Origin of the sequence: Streptomyces sp. NPDC098789, from assembly GCF_044759975.1 — a bacterium.
GTDB lineage: Bacteria > Actinomycetota > Actinomycetes > Streptomycetales > Streptomycetaceae > Streptomyces.
This window is the reverse complement of the sequence record NZ_JBIWAJ010000014.1, coordinates 71,165-90,118: the sequence shown is the minus strand read 5'-3', so window position 1 is coordinate 90,118 and position 18,954 is coordinate 71,165. Positions and strand designations below refer to the sequence as shown.

Genomic DNA, 18,954 nt, shown 5'->3' with positions numbered 1-18,954 from the left:
TAGGGGGTGTCTGACGGATGTGCGTGGGAAAGGAGCGGTGTCCGGTGCGTGCTCTCGGTGTGCCGAGCGGAAGTCCGCGTACTGGACGTACTTGGGCTTTCGGTCGGTGCGGCGAGAGTGCGTGCCGGGCGCCGCGGACATCCGTCAGACACCCCCTAGCGGAACAGGCGGTCGCCGGGGGTGGCCATGCGGTGGGTGCCGCTGTGGCGGTTCACCCAGTCGCGGACGAGGTTGACGGCGTTGGCGCACTGCCAGCTGTCGTCGTACTCCCGCACTCCGGTGAAGGCTCCGTAGCCCGCGATGATGCCGTCCACGCGACCTTCGCCGAGCAGCTTGTCGACGTACCAGGGGTCGTTGTAGGTGGTCGTCCAGGAGAAGGTGGCCGCGAGCCGTCCGGCGTCGCGGTCCGCGGCGCCCTTCTTCAGCTCCGCGCAGGTGTTCCAGGTGGCCTCGGTGCAGTTGCCGAAGCCCTTGGTGATGTCGGAGTCGCCGTAGTCCATCGCGCGGTGGCCGGCCGGGAAACCGGAACCGGACCGGTTGAAGGCCGCCTGGGCCTGGTCGCGGGTGCCGGTCGTCGTGATCCCCTCCAGGCCGCCGAGCCGGCCCTCCAGGCTCTTCCAACCCCGGCCGCCCACGTCGGGGGTGCTGCCGCCGTGGTACTCGAAGAACCCGTACAGCACCTGGATCCCCGCGGCCGTCAGGCGCTGCGCCTTGTCGCGCAGACCGGCGACGCTGCACCCGCGGTTCTCCTGCTCCCCGCAGTAGTTCGGGTCCTTGATGTCCAGCCAGACCAGGGAGAGCCTGCGCCCCGCGTTGGCGTTCGAGACGATGCGGTCGATCATGCTGTCGAAGCTGGGGCCCAGGCGGTTGTCACCGGCCGAGGAACAGTCGTGGTAGGCCCGCCATTCGTTCGGGTTCCACCAGGCGCAGACGTCGATCTCGATGGCGTTGGCGCCGTGCGCCAGTGCGGCGTCCACGCCGCCCAGGGTGTCGACGCGGTGCGCGACGGCGTAGATCGGGTGGCGCTGATCGGCCGCGGCCGCCGGGGCCGCACCGAGCGCGGTGGTGCCGACGATCGCGCACAGGGCCGCGATCAGCGCCAGTAAGGTCCGCGGAACGGCGCCGCGCTTGAGATGGGTGGTCACGAGCGCACTCCTTCATGTTCATGTCGGTTGCTGAAGCGGACAATTGACCGCACCGGGCACATGTTGGCACGCGATAAATGCATGATGAATGGAATTCGGACGCGAGTGGCGCGCCGAGGGTGTGTCGGTGGCGGGAAACCGCTTCCGGCGCCACCGTCGCGTGACGGGAAACCGACCGGAGGGGGAGGGCTAATGCCCCGGTATCACCGAATTGGCGCCCTGTGGGCGGAGGTTGATCGAAGCGGTTCGGGTCAATCGCCGGTTGCTCGACGGGTGACGGGCCGCCCGCGCGTGTCGACGACGGCCACCGGATGATCAGGGCAGGTGCGTCAGGAGGAGCTCGGCCAGGCGCGCCGGCGTACGGAGCGGCAGGTAGTGGTCGGCGTCCGGGACGGCCCGGCCGCGGGCGCCGGGGATGTCGGTGACGAGGCGTTCGGCGATCACCGCGATCTCCGGGTGGTCGCGGTCGCCGTGGACGACGAGTGTCGGCGCGGTGATCTCCCCGAGGTGTGCTGCGGCGGCGCGGTGCGGCCCCACCACACAGTGCCGTTCGCTCACCAGCCGCTGCTCGGCGTTCGCGGCGACCATCGCCCCGATCAGCTCTCCACCGGGGGCCGTGCGGCCCATGGCTGCCCAGACCGTCAGCTCCAGCTCGGCCAGGGCGGCCGCGTCGCCCGCGCGCCGGGCGGCGGAGTAGGCGGACAGCTCGGGGGTCTGCGGCCAGTCGTGGCCGCTGACCGAGGCGCCGACCAGGGCCAGTGCGCTGACGCGCTCGGGGTGGGCGAGGACGAAGTCCAGCGAGGTCTCGCCGCCCATGCTCAGGCCCACCAGGGCGGCTCGGCGCAGACCGAAGTGGTCCAGTACGGCGCGCAGGTCGTCGACGTCGCTGAACGGCTCGCCCGGTGGGGTGGAGCGGCCCAGCCCGCGGGCGTCGTAGCGGATCACGTCGTGGCGCCGGGCCAACTCGGGGACGACGGCGTCCCACAGCCGGGAATCCATACCGGCGCCGTGCAGGAGCACCACCGGGCTGCCGGCGCCGCCGCGCTCGGCCCACAGCTCGCCGCCGCCGGGGGCGGGGACACGGACGGTCTCGGTTCCGCGGGAGTCAGCTCTCATACGGTGATCATTTCAGATCGCTCCGCGGGTCCACGGCCCAGTGGTTGGTCCTGAAGAGCTGCCCGGCGAAGCTCACGTCGGCCTCCGCGACGAAGCGGAAGCCGACCGAGCGGCAGATGCCGTTCGAGGCGGCGTTGCCCGTTGCCGGGAAGGCGTGCACGATTCCCCACCGGTCCTCGTCCCGGGCCCGCTCCAGGAGGGCGCGGACGGCGCGCCTGCCCAACCCCCGCCCCTGGAACCGGGGCAGGACCATCCAGCCGATCTCGGAGGTGGGCCCGTCGTCGCCGTCGTGCGACCAGAGGGTCACGGTCCCCGCCACCACCTCGGGGACGGCCGGATCGGGGACGATCATCTTCAGCCAAGCGATGTCGGCGGCCGCCTGCTCGGCATCCCGCCGGACCTTGTCCGCCATCCCCTCCCGGGGCTGCGGACCACCGAGGTCGGCCATCATGACGGGATCGCACCGCATCCGCACGTAGGCGTCGAGGTCGACGTCGCCGTGCACCACATCGCGCAACTCCACTGATTCCTCCCGCTCCTCATGGTGTCCCCCGGTGAACGGCCGTGCGACGTAGATCGTGCCCACATGAGAAGGGCCGCGCGCAGACCGCCGCTACCCTGACGCGATGATCACCAACACTGTCCTGGCGCGGGCGAGCGGTCGGCCGAGCTGGGAGGAGTTCATCGCGCTCGACGAGTTCCTCGCACACATCGCGGACGGGGCCGACGCACGCCTCGCGTTCCAGGCGGCGTTTCCGGTCCGAGGCTGACCAGACCGGGCCGGGCCGCGGCGTGTTTGTGACCTGTGGGCCGCGGGCGAGGGCTTCGGCGGGATCCTGCCTTGGAACGGGCGGGCCGGCGGTGCGAGCCTGGTCGACAGGTTCTCCTTTCCCTGCACATCGTTGCGGAGGTAATCATGCGCAAGCGCGCACGGATCACGGCGCGTTGGGCGGCCTCGGCCCTGGTACCGCTGGCCGCCCTGATGGCGGCGACACCGGCACACGCCGACGCCCGGGGTCTCTACAACGGTTTCGAAGCGTCCGACATCGGCAAGTGGGACCGCCTCTCCGGGGGCGACGGCCAGGCGGGCTTCGAGATCGGCACCGGTACCGCCCTGACCGGACAGGGCAACGGTCGCATCACCGCCACCCAGGGATGGGCGCGCGAGGGGACCTGGGCCTCCTTCGAACCGGCCTTCCGCTTCTGTACGGCCCGGGTCTACGTCAAGCCGGACCAGGACCTCCAGTTCGAGCTCAGGGTCTGGACCCCCCAGGGCAAGAAGCTCGTCAGCTACGCCCCATGGCTCATCAGCGGCGACTACCGGCTGGTCCAGGTCGACTGGATGGCGGAGGGCGAGAACAACAACTTCGTCGAAGCCATCCTCGGCTCCAACGGAACGCCGCGCGCCGTGCGACTCGACGCGTTGATGGTCGTCTGCTCGGACGGGACCGGGCGCTGACCCGTACCCGTACCCGTACCCGTACCCGTACCGCATAGGGCGTAGGCCATCGGGCAACTGCGCGCCGGCGAGCGGACCGTCCGTGACGGCCGCCCACCGGCGCGCGGCTCCGTACCGTCAGACCACCAGGCTGAGCCCGACGGCCGCGGCGAAGCCGGTCACCGACAGGATCGTCTCCAGCACGGTCCAGGACCTCAGGGTGTCCTTCACCGAGGTGTTGAAGTACTTGGAGATGATCCAGAACCCGCCGTCGTTGACGTGCGAGGCGATGATCGAGCCGGCCGCGATCGAGACCGCGATCAGGGCCAGGGCGGGCTGGCTGTAGTCGGCGTCCTTGACCAGCGGGGCGATGATGCCGCCCGTGGTCACGATGGCGACCGTGGCCGAGCCCTGGGCGACGCGCAGGCCGCAGGAGATCACGTACGCGAGGACGATCAGCGGGAGCCCGGCCGTGGACAGCGTCCCGGCCAGGGCCTTGCCGACACCGGTGGCCGAGATGACGGCGCCGAAGAATGCGCCCGCGCCGACCACCAGCAGGATCATGCCGACCGGACGCAGCGCCGCCGCGCCGAGCTCCGAGAGCTGCTGCTTGGTCATGCCCCGGTCGGTGCCCAGGAGTTTGATGGCGACCAGGCACGCCAGGGTGAGCGCCACGGCCGGGTTCCCGACGAAGGTCAAGAAGGGCAGTACGCCGGCGTCCTTGTCGAGGAAGACCGTCCCGAAGGTGGCCCCGAGGATCAGCACCAGCGGCACACAGATGACCAGCGCCACCTTGCCCAGCGACACCGGCCCGCGGCCGCCGTCCGCCTCCGCGGCCTCCTCCTGCGGGGCGCTGAACTCCTCCGGCACCTCGATCATGATCCGGTTGCCGATCCACTTCGGCCACAGCACGCCCGCCACGAAGAAGGCGGGGAGCCCGCAGGCCAGTCCCATGACGATCAACCAGCCGAGGTCGATGCCGAGGAAGCCGGCGAGCGCGACCGGCCCCGGGTGCGGCGGCAGGAACGCGTGGGTCATCGACAGGCCCGCCAGCAGCGGAAGGGCGTACAGCAGCATCGACTTGCCGCTGCGCTTGGCCACCACGTAGACGAGCGGCGCGAGGACGAAGATGCCGATGTCGAAGAAGACCGGGATGCCGAAGATGAGGCCGGTCAGACCCATCGCCAGGCCCGCGCGCTTCTCGCCGAAGGCGCGCAGCAGCCGTTGGGTGAGGACCTCGGCGCCGCCGGAAGCCTCCAGGAGCGATCCGAGCAGGGAGCCCAGGCCGACGATCAGGGCGATGTGGCCCAGGATCCCGCCGAAGCCGCCCTCGATCAGCGACTCCTTGCTGCTGAGCGCCGACCCGACGATGGTGTTGACGGGCAGGCCGGCCGCGAGCGCCAACAACAGCCCCGTGACCACGAGGGAGATGAAGGGTTCGAGCTTGAACTTGATGATCAGCAGGAGGAGGAAGGCGATGGATATCGCGGACAGGACCAGGAGCCCGGCCGTCTCGTGCTGGAGCCAGTGGATCACGCCCGGACCTCCGCCCCGGCCAGGGCGCCGGTGAACGCCGCGGCGCGCCGCGTGATGTCCGCCCAGTCCCCGGCCTCCACCGCCGCCGGGGGCACGACGTCGGTGCCCGCGCAGACGCCGAGCGCCCCGTTCGCGAGGAACGCGCCCGCGTTGGTGGCGTTGACGCCGCCCGACGCGACCAGCGGTACGCCCGGGTAGGGGCCGTGCAGGTCCTTGAAGTAGCCGGGCCCGAAGGCCTTCGCGGGGAAGATCTTCACCGCCGCCGCGCCCAGGTCCAGCGCGTCGGCCACCTCGGAGGGCGTCAGCGCGCCCATCACCACCGGTACGCCCGCCTCGGCCGCGACGGCCGCGACCAGCGGGCGCAGCCCCGGGGTGACGAGGAAGGAGGCACCGGCCGCGATGGCTTCGCGCGCCTGGTCCGCGGTGAGTACGGTGCCGACCCCGACCCGGTGGCCCGCGGCGGCGGCCCGCGCGATGTGGGCGCCCACCCCCGGGGTGGTGAAGGTGAGTTCGACCGTACGGATCCCCCCGGCCGCCAGCGCCTCGCACAGCGCGGCGGCGTCGGGTATGCGGGGCGCCCGGACGACGGCGATCACCGGGTCCGCGGTGAGCGTGGCCACCAGGGTCGCTGAGGTGTCGGAGGCGGCGGAGGCTTCGGCGGTGTCGGCGGTGGGAGCGGACGTGGAGCCGGTCGCGGGGGATGTCATTCAGCTGCCTCTGTTCCTCGGTGGGTGCGGCGCAGTGCCCGGCCGGGCAGCGCACCGGTGGGGGCGCCGTCGTGGACGACCGCCGTGCCGTTGACGTAGACGTAGGGGATGCCGGCGGCGGGCCGCCGGGGGTGTTCGAAGGTCGCGGTGTCCTGGACGGTGTCCGGGTCCAGGAGGACCAGGTCGGCGTGGTGGCCGGGACGTACGAGGCCGCGCCGGACCAGGCCCAGGCGGCGGGCCGCGCGGCCGGTCATCCGGGTGATGGTCTCCTCCAGGCTGAGCACGCCCAGCTCGCGGCTGTAGCGGGCGAGGTAGCGGGGGAAGGTGCCCCACGCCCGGGGGTGCGGGCGGGCACCGGTCAGCAGGCCGTCGCTGCCGACGGTGTGCGCCGGGTGGCGCATGATCGCCCGCACGTTCTCCTCGTGGCCCACGTGCTGGAGGATCGTGGTGGCCAGGGAGTCCTCGCGCAGCAGGTCGAAGAAGACCTCGGTGCCGGTGCGTCCGCGCTCCGCGGCGATCTCGGCGACGGTGCGGCCCACCAGGGGTGCGAGACGCTGCTGTTGCACCCCGGAGAGCTGGATCGTGGCCCAATCGGTGACCACGCCGTGGCAGCCGTCGCTGCCGCGTTCCTCCACGTCCTCCCGGATCCGCTCGCGGTCGCCGGGGGAGTCGAGCCGGGCCAAGGTGGCGTCCGGCCCGCCCTCCGTGGCCCAACTGGGCAGCAGGGCGGAGAGGGTGGTGGAACCGGGGAGGTAGGGATAGCTGTCGAGGGTCAGGTCCACGCCCTCGGCGAGCGCCGCGTCGACCAGGGCGAGCAGTTCGCCCGCCCGGCCCTCGTTGACGCCGAAGTTCATCGTGGCGTGGGTGAGGTGGAGCGCGCAGCCGGACCGGCGGGCGATCTCCACCATTTCCGCGTAGCCCTCCAACGCCCCTGCTCCGTAAGAGCGTTGGTGCGGCGAGTGGTAGCCGCCGTACGAGGCCACCACCTCGCAGAGCGCGACCAGCTCGGCGGTGTCGGCGTACATGCCGGGGGTGTAGGTGAGGCCGCTCGACATGCCGAGCGCGCCTTCGCGCATTCCCTGGGCGAGGATCTCGCGCATCCGGTCCAGCTCGGCCGGGCCGGGCGGGCGGTCGTCCCAGCCCATCGCGAGCATCCGTACGGAGCCGTGCGGCACCAGGTAGCAGGCGTTGACCCCGGCGCCCCGGTCGATCCGGTCGAGGTACTCGCCGACGGTGCGCCAGTCCCACGCGAAGCCCGCCCCGTCGTCGGGGTTCCCGTTCCAGCCGGCGATCTGGCGGCGCAGCGCCGGGAGGGTGGTGTCGTCGACCGGCGCGTAGGACAGGCCGTCCTGTCCCAGGACCTCGCAGGTGATGCCCTGGGTGACCCGGGAGGGGTGCTCGGGTTCGAGCAGCAGCCGCAGGTCGGAGTGGGCGTGCATGTCGATGAAGCCGGGGGCCAGGACGAGTCCGTCGGCGTCGACGACCTCGCGCGCGCTCCGGTGCCCCGCGCCGGGGGCGGTCACCTCATCGATGGTCCCGTCCGTGACGGTGACGTCGGCCGTGAAGCGTTCGGCGCCGGTGCCGTCGACGACGGTGGCGCCCCGGAAGAGCAGATCGGCCATCAGAAGAACGTCCTTACGAAATCCACCACGCGCGGATGCTCCGCGTGGGCGTCGTCGAGCACGGGGATCAGGGACCACTTGTCGAAGGCGGTGCAGGGGTGCGAGAGCCCCAGCCGCAGGACCGCGCCCACCGGGGCCAGGTCCCCGGCGTCGCGCAGGAAGGTGTGCTGGTCGTTGAGGGCGGTGATCCGGCCGGAGTCGAGGGGGCCGCCGCCGCGCACCGCCTGCGGTTCGGGCAGTCCCTCGTCGAAGGGGAAGTCGCGCTTGCCGCCGTCGAGCAGGGCGAGTTGCGGCTCGGGCCGGGAGACGACCCGGCTCCAGCCGTGCATCGCGGAGCGCAGCGGCGTTTCGTCTACGTCGCGCGAGAGGGGGGAGATGGTCCGGTAGAAGCCGTCGTCGTGGGCGAGGTAGGCGCCGGCGCGAACGATCACCACGGTGCCCGGCACCTGCTCGGCGAGCGGTACGAGTTCCTCGGCGACGGTGTCGAAGTAGGCGCTGCCGCCCGCGGTGACCACCGGCGCGGAGGTCTCGTACGCCTCGGCCAGGCGCCGGTGCAGGGTGGCCAGCGAGCGCAGGTAGCCGCGTACGACGGCCAGCCCGTCCTCGGTGGCCTCGTGGGCCAGCGCCCCCTCGTACCCGGCGGTGCCCGCCAGGCGCAGGGTCGGGGCCGCCACCACGGCGGCGGCGATCCGCTCGGCCGTGTCCAGGTCGCGGGCCCCGGTCCGGCCGCCCGCGGCGCCGAGTTCGACGAGGACCTCCACCGGGCGGCGGGCCCCCGCGGCCCGCAGGGCCTCGTCCATCAGCTCCACGGAGGTGACGGAATCGACCCACGAGGTGAAGGCGAACTCCGCGTCGCGGTCGAGCTCGCCGGCGAGCCAGGCCAGTCCCGCCGGGTCCAGGAGGGTGTTGGCCAGCATCAACCGCGTGACGCCGAAGGCGCGGGCCACCCGCAGCTGCGGCAGGTTGGCGAGGGTGATTCCGTGGCACCCGGCGTCGAGCTGGGTGCGCCACAGGGCGGGGGCCATCGTGGTCTTGCCGTGAGGGGCGAGGACCACCCCGGCGCGGCGGCACCAATCGGCCATGGTGCGCGTGTTGTGCGCGAGGGCGCCGGCGTCGAGGGTCAGCAGCGGGGTGCCGAGGTCGTGGAGGGCGGGGCCGGTGGCGAGGTACTGGCCGACCGTCAGGCCCCGGGCCGCATCGGGCAGTGCCTTGAAGCGCCAGTCGAGTGGCTCGTCCGCCAGCGCGGACAAGGCGGCGTGGTCGATCCCGGGGCCGTCGGTATGGCGTGCGTAGCTCTGGTGATCCACGGTGATCCTCCGGTGCGACTCGTGCGACTGGTGCAGGTGTGGCGATTGGTACGGGTGCTGCGACTGCTGCGGGTACTGCGGGTACTGCGGGTTCACGCGGTCGGGGACGTCCGCCTGGACATCGACATGCGGGCCGGTACGGGGCCGGGCACGGAACCCTCACCATGCGTTGCAACATATGCAACGCTCGTTGCGTATGTTGCTGTTATGGTTCTAGCATTCCGTCGGAACGGATGGCAACGTCCGAAAGGCCCCCGGGTGCCGGGAGGCGGAGACGACGGGCACTCCACGAGCAGCAGACACGCGAACCAGGGAGCAGCGACTGATGAACCGGCAGGACACCGCACCCGCACCCCGTACGGCCGAACCGGTCCAGGCCGTCTGCCTGGGGGAGTCGATGGCTGTCCTGCTGGCCGACGGCCCCGGCCCGCTCGACACCGTCGGCGCCTTCCGGCCGTCCGTGGGCGGCGCCGAGTCCAACGTGGCCTGCGCGCTGGCCTCCCTCGGCATACCGAGCGCCTGGATCAGCCGCGTCGGCGACGACGGCTTCGGCCGCCGGCTCACCGCCGAGGTCGGCGCCCGCGGCGTGGACACCAGCGCCGTCGCGGTCGACCCGCACCGCCCGACCGGCCTCTACCTCAAGGAGACCGGCGGCTCCGGACACCGCGGCGACCTGGGCGCGGGCAGCAGCCGCCTGCACTACTACCGCACCGGCTCGGCGGCCTCCGCCCTCGGCCCGGAGCTGCTCGCGGACCCCGCCGCCGCGCGGTTGCTGACGGCGGCCCGGCTGTTGCACCTCAGCGGCATCACGGCCGCTCTCTCCGACAGTTGCCTCGACCTGGTACGGGCCCTCCTGGCCCCCGAACACCGGCGTCCCGGCACCCTCGTCAGCTTCGACCTCAACTGGCGCCCCGCCCTGTGGCACGACCGCGACCCCGGGGTCCTGCGCGACCTGCTGGACGCGGCCGACCTCGTACTCCTCGGCGCGGACGAGGCGGAGGCCGCCTTCGGCACCGGCGACCCGCAGGCGCTGCGGGCCCTGTTCCCCTCGCCCGCCACCCTCGTCGTCAAGGATTCCGGGAACGCCGTCACCGCTCTGACCCGGGACGGCCTGACCGTCACCGAACCGGCACTGACCGTGGAGGTGGTGGAGGCCACCGGGGCGGGCGACGCCTTCGCCGCCGGCTACCTCGCCGGTACGCTGCGCGGCCTCGACCAGCGCAGCCGGCTGCGGCTCGGCCACCTCAGCGCGGCCGCCGCGCTCACCGCGCACGAGGACCACGGAGTACCGGCCCCGGCGCCGGTCCTGAACGACCTCCTCGGCGCGTCGCCGGAGCAGTGGGCCGCGACCTCGGTCACGGCGGGTGGCATCGTGTCACCCCTGTCGACCACTCCATAGACCCGACCCGGAGCACCACCACCCATGAGCCAGACCGTCACCCGTGCCCTGCGCCTCCTCACCGAGCTGGGCGAGGGCGAGCGCTCCCTCGACCAGCTCGCCCAGGTCCTCGACGTGCACAAGACCACCGCACTGCGACTGCTCCAGAGCCTGGAGGAGGCACGGTTCGTGTACCGGGACCCGGGCTACCGCTACCACCTGGGCGCAGGCCTGTTCGCCCTGTCCAGCCTGGCCCTGGAACAGCACGGCATCCGCCGCACGGCCGCCCCGCACCTGGCCGGGCTCAACGCGGACACCGGGCAGACCGTGCACCTGGCCGCGTACGAGGGCGGCGAGGTGGTCTACATCGACAAGTACGACTCCCGCCACCCCGTCCGGATGTACTCCCGGATCGGGCTGCGCGCGGCCCTGCACAACACGGCCGTCGCCAAGGTGCTCCTCGCCGACCTCCCGGAGGCCGAACGGCGCCGCGTGGTCGAGGGAGTCGAGTTCACCGTCCACACCCCGAACACGATCACCACCCCCGGGGCGCTCCTCGCGGAACTCGACAAGGTCGCCGCCCAGGGGTGGGCCGAGGACCACGCCGAGCACGAGTCGTTCATCAACTGCATCGCCGCCCCGATCCGCGACGCCTCCGGACGCGCCGTCGCGGCGGCCTCCATCTCGGTACCGGACGTGGTGCTGCCGTACGAACAGGTCCTGGGGCTGCTCCCCGAACTACTGGCGGCCACCCGCGCCATCTCGGCCGACGCGGGCTCCCCGCCGGCCGACTCCTGACCGCCCCATCACACCGCCCCCAACAACCCACTGTCATAAGGAGACCCCATGAGCAACAGCACCACCGAGAAGACCGAAGTCCGCACCGACGGCGCCCCCGCCCCCGCCTGGATGTTCTCCCAGGGCGTGCGCAAGGGCCCCATCCTCCAGGTGTCCGGCCAGGGCCCGCAGGACCCCGCGACCGGCGAGTACCTCTACCACGGGGACGTGAAGGCCCAGACCCGACGCACCCTGGAGAACGTCAAGGCCATCGTCGAGGCGGGCGGCGCGACCATCGAGGACGTCGTGATGTTCCGCGTCTACCTCACCAAGCGGGCCGATTTCCCGCTCATGAACGAGGTCTACGCGGCGTTCATCGACGAGAACATCAAGCCGGGCGGGGTCAAGCCCTGCCGGACGACCATCTTCGTGGAACTCCCGCAGGAGCCGATGCTGGTCGAGATCGACGCCCAGGCCGTGATCGGCTGAGCAGCCGTCCCCTCCCGGCCCCGCCCCACGCGTCGGCCGCAGGCACGGGCACGGGCACGGCCGGTTCAGTACACCGTGGTCGTGCCCGGCCCGACAGGGAACTCGCCGCGCAGCAGCCCGGCGAACGCGTCGGCGAACCGCAGGAACGGGCCCGTATCGAGGTCGTCGTCGAACACGTCCTGTCCGCCCCCGGTCCCCAACGCGCTCACGAGGTCCTTCGGGATCGCGGGCCCCCACGCGACCAGCCGGTTCCGTACGCGCTCGGACAGCTCCAGTACCAGGTCGACCCGCTCCGGCTCGACGCCCACGTGCTCGTCCAGGCCCGGCGACACGCAGCCCATGAACCCCGCGGTCGCCTGCAGCCGCCAGTCCTCCCGGGCACCGCGGAGCCACCGCGGCGGGCCGGCGACCTCGCCGGCCGCTGCGGACAGGAGGCACAGGTAGACCTCGGCCTGAACGTCACGCGTCCAGAAGCCACTGCCGCGATAGTCCACGTAGGAACGCCCCATAGGCTCAGTAGATCAGCTAAAGGGGCTTCAGGGGAGGGCGATCATGGGCGAGGGCGTGTCCGCGGGGAACGACGGGCCGATGTGGGAGCCCGTCGTGGTCCCCGGGCCGGAACCGGATTGGCGGCCCGCGCCGGAATGCCAGGGGGGCAACCCGAATCCCGCGATGCAGTACGGCATGTGGGGTTCGATGGTCCTGGCGTACAGGCCGATCGGCGTGCTTCCACCGCCGTTCGCGGCGTACGTGGAGCGGCTCGTGCTGACGGTGGAACAGAGCTGGGAGGACCTGGGCTCCGTGGACGTCGCGGTCTTCCGCCTGGGTGGACACCTCTTCGCCCTGAGCCGGTTCACCGACGGGGGCGATGCGGTCACCGTATGGCTCGACCGCAGAGCAGTTGACGGAGAGGGCGCCCTCGCCGCGCTCGTGGAGGTCCTCGGCGTTCCGGGCGACTGCGTGAGGGACATCAGCTGGTCCCCGCACCCCGCGACCCAGTACGTGCCGAGCGCACCGACCCCGGTCACCTCGCCCCGGAGGCGTGCCGGGTGGGGCGGGCGGTTCGCCGCGCTGGTGCCGGCGTGGGTGCCGGGCGGCCGCGAGAGGTGAGGGGGCCCGCCGCGCCGCTCATCCCGGGCCCGGGGCGGCGTGCGTCCGGTGGGGTGAGAGCCGCGAGCGCCGTGGGGAGCGGGCCGTCGAGCTTCCGCGGCGCGGGGCGGGGCATGTGTGAGGATCACCCCCGGTGACCGCCCCGCCGTCCCCGCAGCAGGAGGATCCTTGTTCCACCGGCCCGCCCTCCTGCGCGGAAGAACAGCCTTCGCCACCGCATCCGTTGCCGTCCTCGGCCTGGTCCTGACCCTGACGGCAGGGGCCGCCCCGGCACCCGCCGCCCCGGGGCCGGCGCCCGGGCCGGTGGTGAGGACCGACGTCGGATCGGCCCCGGGCAGCAAGACGGCCCTGGCCGGGTACGCGATCCAGTCGACGGCGAAGGTCGCCGACTCCCCGACCGTCGTGTCCAGCCCCGGCTATCCGGCGTCCGGCTGGTACCGGGCCGGCCCCCGCTCCACCGTCCTCGCGGCCCTGCTCGCCGCCGGCGTCCATCCCGACCCCTTCTACTCCACCGGACAGAAGCGGATCCCGGCCGAGGACTTCGCCGTGCCCTGGTGGTACCGGGCCGATCTCGTCGTGGCGGACCCCGCGGTCCGTACGTACCTGGACGTCAGCGGGGTGATGTCCGCGGCCGACGTCTACGTCAACGGCCGCCAGGTCGCCGGGGCGAGCACGGTCACCGGCGCGTACACCCGGCACGAGATCGACCTCACCGACCTGGTCGAGGCGGGCACCAACACGGTCGCCTTCCGCGTCCGGCCCAACGATCCGCGCAAGCACTTCACGATGGGCTGGCTCGACTGGCTGCAACCGCCGCCCGACCGGAACATGGGCATCGTCCGCGACGTCACCGTGCGCCGCGGCGGGCCGGTCGCCCTGCGCGACGCACACGTGGTGACCGCCCTGGCCCTGCCGGCGATGTCCTCGGCCGACCTGACCGTCAAGGCCCGGGTGCGCAACGACTCACCGGCGCCCGTCACCACGACCGTGTCCGGCACCGTCGGCCCGGTGGCCGTCAGCCGGAGCGTGAGGCTCGCGGCCCACGAGACCCGGACGCTGGTCTTCTCCCCGGCCGACCACCCGGCACTGCGCCTGCGCGCGCCCCGCGTATGGTGGCCCGCGACGATGGGGCGCCAGCCCCTGTACCGCCTCGACCTGACCGCGACGGTCGACGGCGCCCCCTCCGACACCGCGCACGAGACCTTCGGGATCAGGGAGGTGCGGGCGCCGCTGAACGCCGACGGCGCCCGGCAGTACGAGGTCAACGGCCGCCCGCTGCTGATCAAGGGCGCCGGTTGGTCCCCGGACGCGTACCTGCGCTGGGACCGCACCTACGTGGAGGACCGCCTGCGGTACGCCCTGGACCTCGGGCTGAACACCCTGAGGCTGGAAGGGCACATCGAGCCGGACGAGTTCTTCGACCTCGCCGACCGCTACGGGATCCTGACGCTGCCCGGCTGGGAGTGCTGCGACAAATGGGAGGGCGAGGTCAACCGCGGCGGTTCGGGCGAGCGTTGGACCCCGGCCGACTACCCGGTGGCCAAGGCGTCCATGGCCGCCGAGGCGGCCCGGCTGCGCCACCACCCCAGCGTGATCTCCTTCCTGATCGGTAGCGACGCCGCGCCGAACCGGCGGATCGAGCAGGGCTACCTCGACGCGCTGAAGGCCGCCGACTGGACGGCCCCGGTGATCCCGGCGGCCTCCGGCGCCGCCTCGCCGCTCACCGGTGCCTCCGGGATGAAGATGACCGGTCCCTACGAATGGGTCCCGCCCCGCTACTGGTACGACAAGCGGGCGGGCGGCGCCGGCGGCTTCAACTCGGAGACCAGCGCGGGCCCGGACGTGCCGACCCTGGACACGTTGCGCCGCATGATGTCCCCGGCCGAGCTGGACAGCCTGTGGAAGGACCCGGGCGCCGCCCAGTACCACCGCTCGCCCTCGGCCACCTTCGCGACGCTGAAGCTGTACGACGAGGCGTTGTCCCACCGCTACGGCCCCCCGACCGATCTGACGGACTACGTGCGCAAGGCGCAGCTCGCGCAGTACGAGAGCGTGCGCGCACAGTTCGAGGCGTACGCCCGCCACGCGAAGGACGCCTCCGAGCCGTCGACCGGCGTCATCTACTGGATGTTCAACAGCGGTTGGACCTCGCTGCACTGGCAGTTGGTGGACCGCTACCTCGACCAGGGCGGCGCCTACTTCGGCGCGAAGAAGGCGAACGAACCCCTGCACGTCCAGTACGGCTACGGCGACCGCACGGTGGCGGTCGTCAACAACCGCACGTCCAGGGCCTCGGGACTGACGGCGCGGGTGACGCTCTTCTCCACCGACGGCGCGCAGCGGTACGACCGCACGGTGACCGGCGTGAGCGTCGCGGGCGGGGGCGCGAGCAGCGCCGTGCTCACCGTGCCGGCATCGGTCACCGGGCTGTCCACCACCTACCTGGCCCGGCTGGTCCTGACCGACGGCGCGGGGCGGGAGGTGAGCCGCAACGTGTACTGGTTGTCGACCGCGGACGACGTGCTCGACTACGCAGGTACCACCTGGTACTACACGCCCACGAGTGCGTACGCCGACCTGCGGGGCCTCGCCGCGATGCCGCGCACGAGCGTCACCGCGACGGGCTCGACGGTGACGACGACGCCGACCACGTCCACGTCCACGACGACCGTGACCCTGCGCCACACCGGAGCCGGGAAGGCCCCGGCCCTGCTCACCGACGTCCACCTCGTCGGGGCGCGGGGCGCGCCCGTCCTCCCCGTGCGGTGGAGCGACAACCAGGTCAGCCTCTGGCCGGGGGAGTCGACGACGCTGACGGCGACCTACCGGACCGCCGACCTGCACGGGGCGGCGCCGAGGCTGCGGATCTCCGGGTGGAACACCCCGACGGCGACCGTCCCGGCCGGCTGAGCACGCGCGTCGGCGTCCGGCGTCCGGCGTCCGACGACCAGCGGCCCGGCCGTCAGCCGTCGACCCCGGGCTCCGCCGTGCGCCACCCCGCCATCTGCTCGCGAAACTTCGGGCACCGGACGATGTCCTCCTCGCCGCACAGCAGGGCGTGGCTCAGGAGTTGGTGGGCGTGGTCCAGGTCGACCATGCGCTGCTCGATCTCGACGATCTTGTCGCGGAGCATCGCCTTGCGCGCCTCCTGTTCCTCCTGGAACGCGCGGATCTCGACCAGGGTCAGCCCCGCCTGCTGGCACTTGCGCAGCAGCACGATCCGCTGCGCCGCCTCCGCCGGGTAGCGCCGCTGCCCGCTCCGGCGCTCGGGCTGCGGGAGCAGGCCGTGGCGTTCCCAGTACCGGATGGCCGAAGCCGGCACCCCGGTGACCTCGGCGAGCCGGCCGATCGTCATGCGCGGGTCCTCCACCTGCCCCACCCCGTTCCACGCCGCTTGACTTGAACCTTAGTTCAAGTTGAAGAGTGGGCGGCACGTGGACGGCGGCGCACGAGCGCCCGCCGACACCGGAGCCGAGAGAGGTCGCGATGACGGACGTACAGGGAGTGGAGGAACGGGCCGAGCAGCTCGTCGAAGCCGCCAGGACGCTCTTCGAAGCGGGGGTGATGTCCCACTCCGGGCACGCCAACCTGAGTGCCCGCATCGACGAGGAGCGGTTCCTGCTGACGCCGGGCTTCGTCCGGGGGCTGAGGCCCGAGCAGTTGGCGACGGTCGGCTTCGACGGACGGGTGCTGGAGGGCGAGCTGCGCTCCGTCAGCGCCGAGATCATCACCATGCACAGCGCCGTCTACGCGGCCCGCCCGCAGGTGGGGTCGGTGATCCACACGCACTCGCCCGCCGCGACGGCCTTCGCGGTGGCCCACCGGCCGCTGCCCTGCCGTACGGAGCCGATGTTGAGGTTCGGGCAGGCCGAGGAGGTCCCGGTGGTTCCCTGGGGCCCCCGGGGGTCGGACGTATCGGTGCGCGGCATCGCCGAGATCCTGGAGCGCCGCCCGACGACGGCCGCGGCCCTGCTGGCCAACCACGGGTTGCTCGTCTTCGGCCCGGACCCGGCGACCACCGCCCACCTCGTGGTGGCGATCGAGGAGAGCGCCGAGGCGGAGCTCGCCGCGGTCGCGATCGGCGGAGCCGTGGACTTCCCCGAGGGCGCCGTGGAAGCGGTGCGCGCCTCGATCGCACGGGTGTCGTCATGACGGACGACGGCGCACCCGCCGCGCGCACCGACGCACCCGCCCCGCGGACCGCTGCACCCGCCCCGCGGACCGACGCCGTCCGGGAGCGCTACGTCTCCACGCTCGGGTACGTGCCGCGCGGGGTGGAGGAACGGCTGCGGCTGGCGCGGGAGTTCGACAGGCTCCCCACCGAAGAGGCGCTCGCGGTGCTGCGGCACGTCGTGCTGACCGAGAACCCGTTGGGGGCGCGGGTGCAACAACTCGTGCACTTCGGGCAGCTCTTGTCCTTGGGCCGGGACCATCCCGCGCGGCTGCACGCCCGGGGCGCCCTGCGCGCGGGCGCCACCTTCGCCGACCTGATCGGGGTGGCCGAGACGGCACTGATCACCTCGGGGGTACCGGCCTACGCGCTGGGCACGGAGATCATCGCCGAGCTCGCCCCGCCCGGCCCCGGGGCGGGTCCGACGGAGACCTAGGAGGCCGTGACAGGGCCGATCCAGCCGTACGGATCGCTCCGGGATGACTTGTTCACGCTCTGTCGTCCCTCGCTCCCTTTGGGTAGCCTCGCAGGCTCAAGATCATTCACTTGAGGGAGCTCGATGAGCGAGAACACGGTGGCCCCGGTGCTGGGACAGCTGCTGACGGCCCTGGCCGGGGAGCCCGGTACGGCAGGCAAGTTCGACTCCTGGACCGGCCAGGGCGCCAACGATCCGCTGACCGCGGAAGAGGTGGCCGCCGCCGCTCCCGCCGGCATGTTGTCGGCGCTCGCCGAGTTGGCGCAGGTGGGCGAGGCGGAGGTCGCCGCTTCCCTCGCCGAGGAGATCCCCGCGCTGGTGGACGCCATCCCCGCCGAGACCATCGAGGTGTTCCGGGCGGCGGCACGGATCGCGGACCTCACCCCCGGGGAGGAGGCGGCGGCCGAGCAGATCGTGGCCGAGACGCGCGCCCTGGCCGCCGCCCTGCCGCAGAGCCGGTCCTGGCTCGGCTCCGGCCCCAACGAACCGCTCACCGAGGAGCAGGTGGTCGCGGCCCTGGGCGAGGAGAAGCTCGCCGAAGCCGCCGCCGCGCGCGGGCAGGGCAGGGCCGAGGTCATCGCGGAGCTGACGCGCACGCTCCCCGCCTTCATCGACGCGGTCTCGCCCCTCGGCTGGGTCGACGTCGACGTCCTCCGGTTCGTCCTGGCCCAGGACGACGTGCACGTGACCGCCCCGCCGTCCGCGTAGCGCCGCACGCCGCCCGACACCCGTACCGACCACCGACTGGGGACGATCACGTGCTGACGCTCAACACCAACATCATGTCGCTCACCACGCAGAACTACCTGAACATCACGGGTTCCACCATGGGAGTCGCCGCCGAACGGCTCGCCTCCGGCAAGCGCATCAACTCCTCGAAGGACGACGCCGCCGGGCTGGCCATCTCGGACCGGATGACCGCGCAGCTCAACGGATCCGTCGAGGCGGCCCGCAACAGCAACGACGCCATCTCGCTCGCGCAGACCACCGAGGGAGCGCTCAAGGAAGTCACCAACAACCTCCAGCGCATCCGGATGCTGACGGTCCAGGCCGCCAACGGCATCTACGCCACCACCGACCGCCGTGCCATCCAGCAGGAGGTCGCCCAGCGTCTGGAGGCCATCGACACCATCTCGCAGCAGACCCAGTTCAACGGCATCAAGGTGCTGGCGAAGAACACCAGCATGAACTTCCAGACCGGTGCCAACGACGGCGACATCATCGCCGTCGCCATGAAGATGCTCAACGTGAACACCCTCGGCCTGGACTCCTACGACGTGTCCAGGACCATCGCCTTCACCGACGAGGCCGACCCGGACAAGGTCACGTACACGGACGCGGACGGTCGGACCGTCTCGGTCACGAAGGCCGACGCCACGGCTCTCACGCCGCCGCTCCTGATCGACCCGCTGTCGATGATCGATTCCGCCCTGGTCGAGGTCACCAGCCTGCGCTCGATCCTCGGCGCCGTCCAGAACCGCTTCGAGTCCAACATCCGCACCCAAGACACCGGCGTGGTGAACCTCAGCGCGGCCCGCGAACGCATCGAAGCCACCGACTACGCCCTGGAAACCGCCAACTACACCCAGGCCAGCATCCTCCAGCAGGCCGGAATCGCCGTCCTCGCCCAGGTCAACTCCCAGCCGAAGAACATCCTCCCGCTCCTCCAGCAGCTCGGCTGAT

General features: G+C 72.2%; 20 protein-coding genes. 11 read left to right on the top strand and 9 right to left on the bottom strand.

Going from position 1 to position 18,954, the window contains the following annotated elements; genetic code table 11:
• Positions 1-155 precede the first annotated feature (155 nt).
• The 3 genes from ACIQWR_RS26345 to ACIQWR_RS26335 form a co-directional block, all read right to left on the bottom strand.
• Positions 156-1,145 (bottom strand): phospholipase, encoded by a 990-nt coding sequence (locus ACIQWR_RS26345; protein ID WP_404014121.1) that lies wholly within the window; start codon positions 1,143-1,145, stop codon positions 156-158.
• A gap of 315 nt (positions 1,146-1,460) precedes the next feature.
• A complete protein-coding gene (locus ACIQWR_RS26340) occupies positions 1,461-2,261 on the bottom strand; it encodes an alpha/beta fold hydrolase (protein WP_404014118.1) in 801 nt (266 codons plus the stop codon).
• 7 nt (positions 2,262-2,268) lie between these two features.
• Positions 2,269-2,784 (bottom strand): GNAT family N-acetyltransferase, encoded by a 516-nt coding sequence (locus tag ACIQWR_RS26335; RefSeq protein ID WP_404014115.1) that lies wholly within the window; start codon positions 2,782-2,784, stop codon positions 2,269-2,271.
• Positions 2,785-2,887: 103 nt separating this feature from the next.
• On the opposite strand from ACIQWR_RS26335, the gene ACIQWR_RS26330 reads away from it, so the two are divergent.
• Both ACIQWR_RS26330 and ACIQWR_RS26325 read left to right on the top strand, forming a co-directional pair.
• Positions 2,888-3,031, top strand: coding sequence for a hypothetical protein (locus ACIQWR_RS26330; protein WP_404014112.1), 144 nt, complete (start codon positions 2,888-2,890; stop codon positions 3,029-3,031).
• Positions 3,032-3,177: 146 nt separating this feature from the next.
• Entirely contained in the window at positions 3,178-3,720 is a 543-nt protein-coding gene (locus tag ACIQWR_RS26325; RefSeq protein WP_404014109.1) for a hypothetical protein, read from the top strand.
• A 117-nt stretch (positions 3,721-3,837) separates the two neighbouring features.
• On the opposite strand, the gene ACIQWR_RS26320 is transcribed toward ACIQWR_RS26325, so the two are convergent.
• The 4 genes from ACIQWR_RS26320 to ACIQWR_RS26305 are packed head-to-tail and all read right to left on the bottom strand — an operon-like array spanning position 3,838 to position 8,871.
• The gene (locus ACIQWR_RS26320) at positions 3,838-5,235 is read right to left on the bottom strand and encodes a GntP family permease (protein ID WP_404014107.1); all 1,398 of its coding nucleotides are present in this window, start codon (positions 5,233-5,235) and stop codon (positions 3,838-3,840) included.
• Positions 5,232-5,942: a bifunctional 4-hydroxy-2-oxoglutarate aldolase/2-dehydro-3-deoxy-phosphogluconate aldolase gene (locus ACIQWR_RS26315; protein WP_404014104.1), complete on the bottom strand. Its 711-nt coding sequence runs from the start codon at positions 5,940-5,942 to the stop codon at positions 5,232-5,234. The genes ACIQWR_RS26320 and ACIQWR_RS26315 overlap by 4 nt, the downstream gene beginning before the upstream one ends.
• On the bottom strand, positions 5,939-7,564 hold the full coding sequence (locus tag ACIQWR_RS26310) for an amidohydrolase family protein (protein WP_404014101.1): 1,626 nt from the start codon (positions 7,562-7,564) through the stop codon (positions 5,939-5,941). The genes ACIQWR_RS26315 and ACIQWR_RS26310 overlap by 4 nt, the downstream gene beginning before the upstream one ends.
• Positions 7,564-8,871 (bottom strand): amino acid deaminase, encoded by a 1,308-nt coding sequence (locus tag ACIQWR_RS26305; protein WP_404014098.1) that lies wholly within the window; start codon positions 8,869-8,871, stop codon positions 7,564-7,566. Before ACIQWR_RS26305 ends, ACIQWR_RS26310 begins: the two co-directional genes overlap by 1 nt.
• Before the next feature lie 325 nt (positions 8,872-9,196).
• Between ACIQWR_RS26305 and ACIQWR_RS26300 the strand changes: the two genes are divergently transcribed.
• The 3 genes from ACIQWR_RS26300 to ACIQWR_RS26290 are packed head-to-tail and all read left to right on the top strand — an operon-like array spanning position 9,197 to position 11,515.
• A complete protein-coding gene (locus ACIQWR_RS26300; protein ID WP_404014095.1) occupies positions 9,197-10,270 on the top strand; it encodes a sugar kinase in 1,074 nt (357 codons plus the stop codon).
• A 24-nt stretch (positions 10,271-10,294) separates the two neighbouring features.
• Positions 10,295-11,047, top strand: coding sequence for an IclR family transcriptional regulator (locus ACIQWR_RS26295; protein WP_404014092.1), 753 nt, complete (start codon positions 10,295-10,297; stop codon positions 11,045-11,047).
• Between the two features lie 48 nt (positions 11,048-11,095).
• The gene (locus ACIQWR_RS26290) at positions 11,096-11,515 is read left to right on the top strand and encodes a RidA family protein (RefSeq protein WP_404014089.1); all 420 of its coding nucleotides are present in this window, start codon (positions 11,096-11,098) and stop codon (positions 11,513-11,515) included.
• 65 nt (positions 11,516-11,580) lie between these two features.
• On the opposite strand, the gene ACIQWR_RS26285 is transcribed toward ACIQWR_RS26290, so the two are convergent.
• Positions 11,581-12,024 carry a hypothetical protein gene (locus ACIQWR_RS26285; protein ID WP_404014086.1) on the bottom strand — a complete coding sequence of 148 codons (444 nt, stop codon included), beginning with the start codon at positions 12,022-12,024 and terminating at the stop codon, positions 11,581-11,583.
• A 43-nt stretch (positions 12,025-12,067) separates the two neighbouring features.
• Here ACIQWR_RS26285 and ACIQWR_RS26280 point away from each other — a divergent pair, with 43 nt between their 5' ends.
• Entirely contained in the window at positions 12,068-12,625 is a 558-nt protein-coding gene (locus ACIQWR_RS26280; protein ID WP_404014083.1) for a hypothetical protein, read from the top strand.
• Between the two features lie 168 nt (positions 12,626-12,793).
• Positions 12,794-15,535, top strand: a complete 2,742-nt coding sequence (locus ACIQWR_RS26275) for a glycosyl hydrolase 2 galactose-binding domain-containing protein (protein ID WP_404014080.1) — start codon at positions 12,794-12,796, stop codon at positions 15,533-15,535.
• Between the two features lie 52 nt (positions 15,536-15,587).
• Here the strand turns inward: ACIQWR_RS26275 and ACIQWR_RS26270 are convergent, their stop codons facing one another.
• Positions 15,588-15,980, bottom strand: a complete 393-nt coding sequence (locus ACIQWR_RS26270; RefSeq protein WP_404014077.1) for a MerR family transcriptional regulator — start codon at positions 15,978-15,980, stop codon at positions 15,588-15,590.
• Positions 15,981-16,111: 131 nt separating this feature from the next.
• On the opposite strand from ACIQWR_RS26270, the gene ACIQWR_RS26265 reads away from it, so the two are divergent.
• The 4 genes from ACIQWR_RS26265 (at position 16,112) to ACIQWR_RS26250 (ending at position 18,953) form a co-directional block, all read left to right on the top strand.
• Complete coding sequence (locus tag ACIQWR_RS26265; protein ID WP_404014074.1) at positions 16,112-16,777, top strand: class II aldolase/adducin family protein; 666 nt, start codon at positions 16,112-16,114, stop codon at positions 16,775-16,777.
• Positions 16,774-17,232 carry a carboxymuconolactone decarboxylase family protein gene (locus tag ACIQWR_RS26260; protein WP_404014071.1) on the top strand — a complete coding sequence of 153 codons (459 nt, stop codon included), beginning with the start codon at positions 16,774-16,776 and terminating at the stop codon, positions 17,230-17,232. Before ACIQWR_RS26265 ends, ACIQWR_RS26260 begins: the two co-directional genes overlap by 4 nt.
• 123 nt (positions 17,233-17,355) lie before the next feature.
• Positions 17,356-17,979, top strand: a complete 624-nt coding sequence (locus tag ACIQWR_RS26255; protein ID WP_404014068.1) for a YidB family protein — start codon at positions 17,356-17,358, stop codon at positions 17,977-17,979.
• A 50-nt stretch (positions 17,980-18,029) separates the two neighbouring features.
• The gene (locus ACIQWR_RS26250; RefSeq protein WP_404014065.1) at positions 18,030-18,953 is read left to right on the top strand and encodes a flagellin; all 924 of its coding nucleotides are present in this window, start codon (positions 18,030-18,032) and stop codon (positions 18,951-18,953) included.
• The last annotated feature ends 1 nt before the right edge of the window (position 18,954 follow it).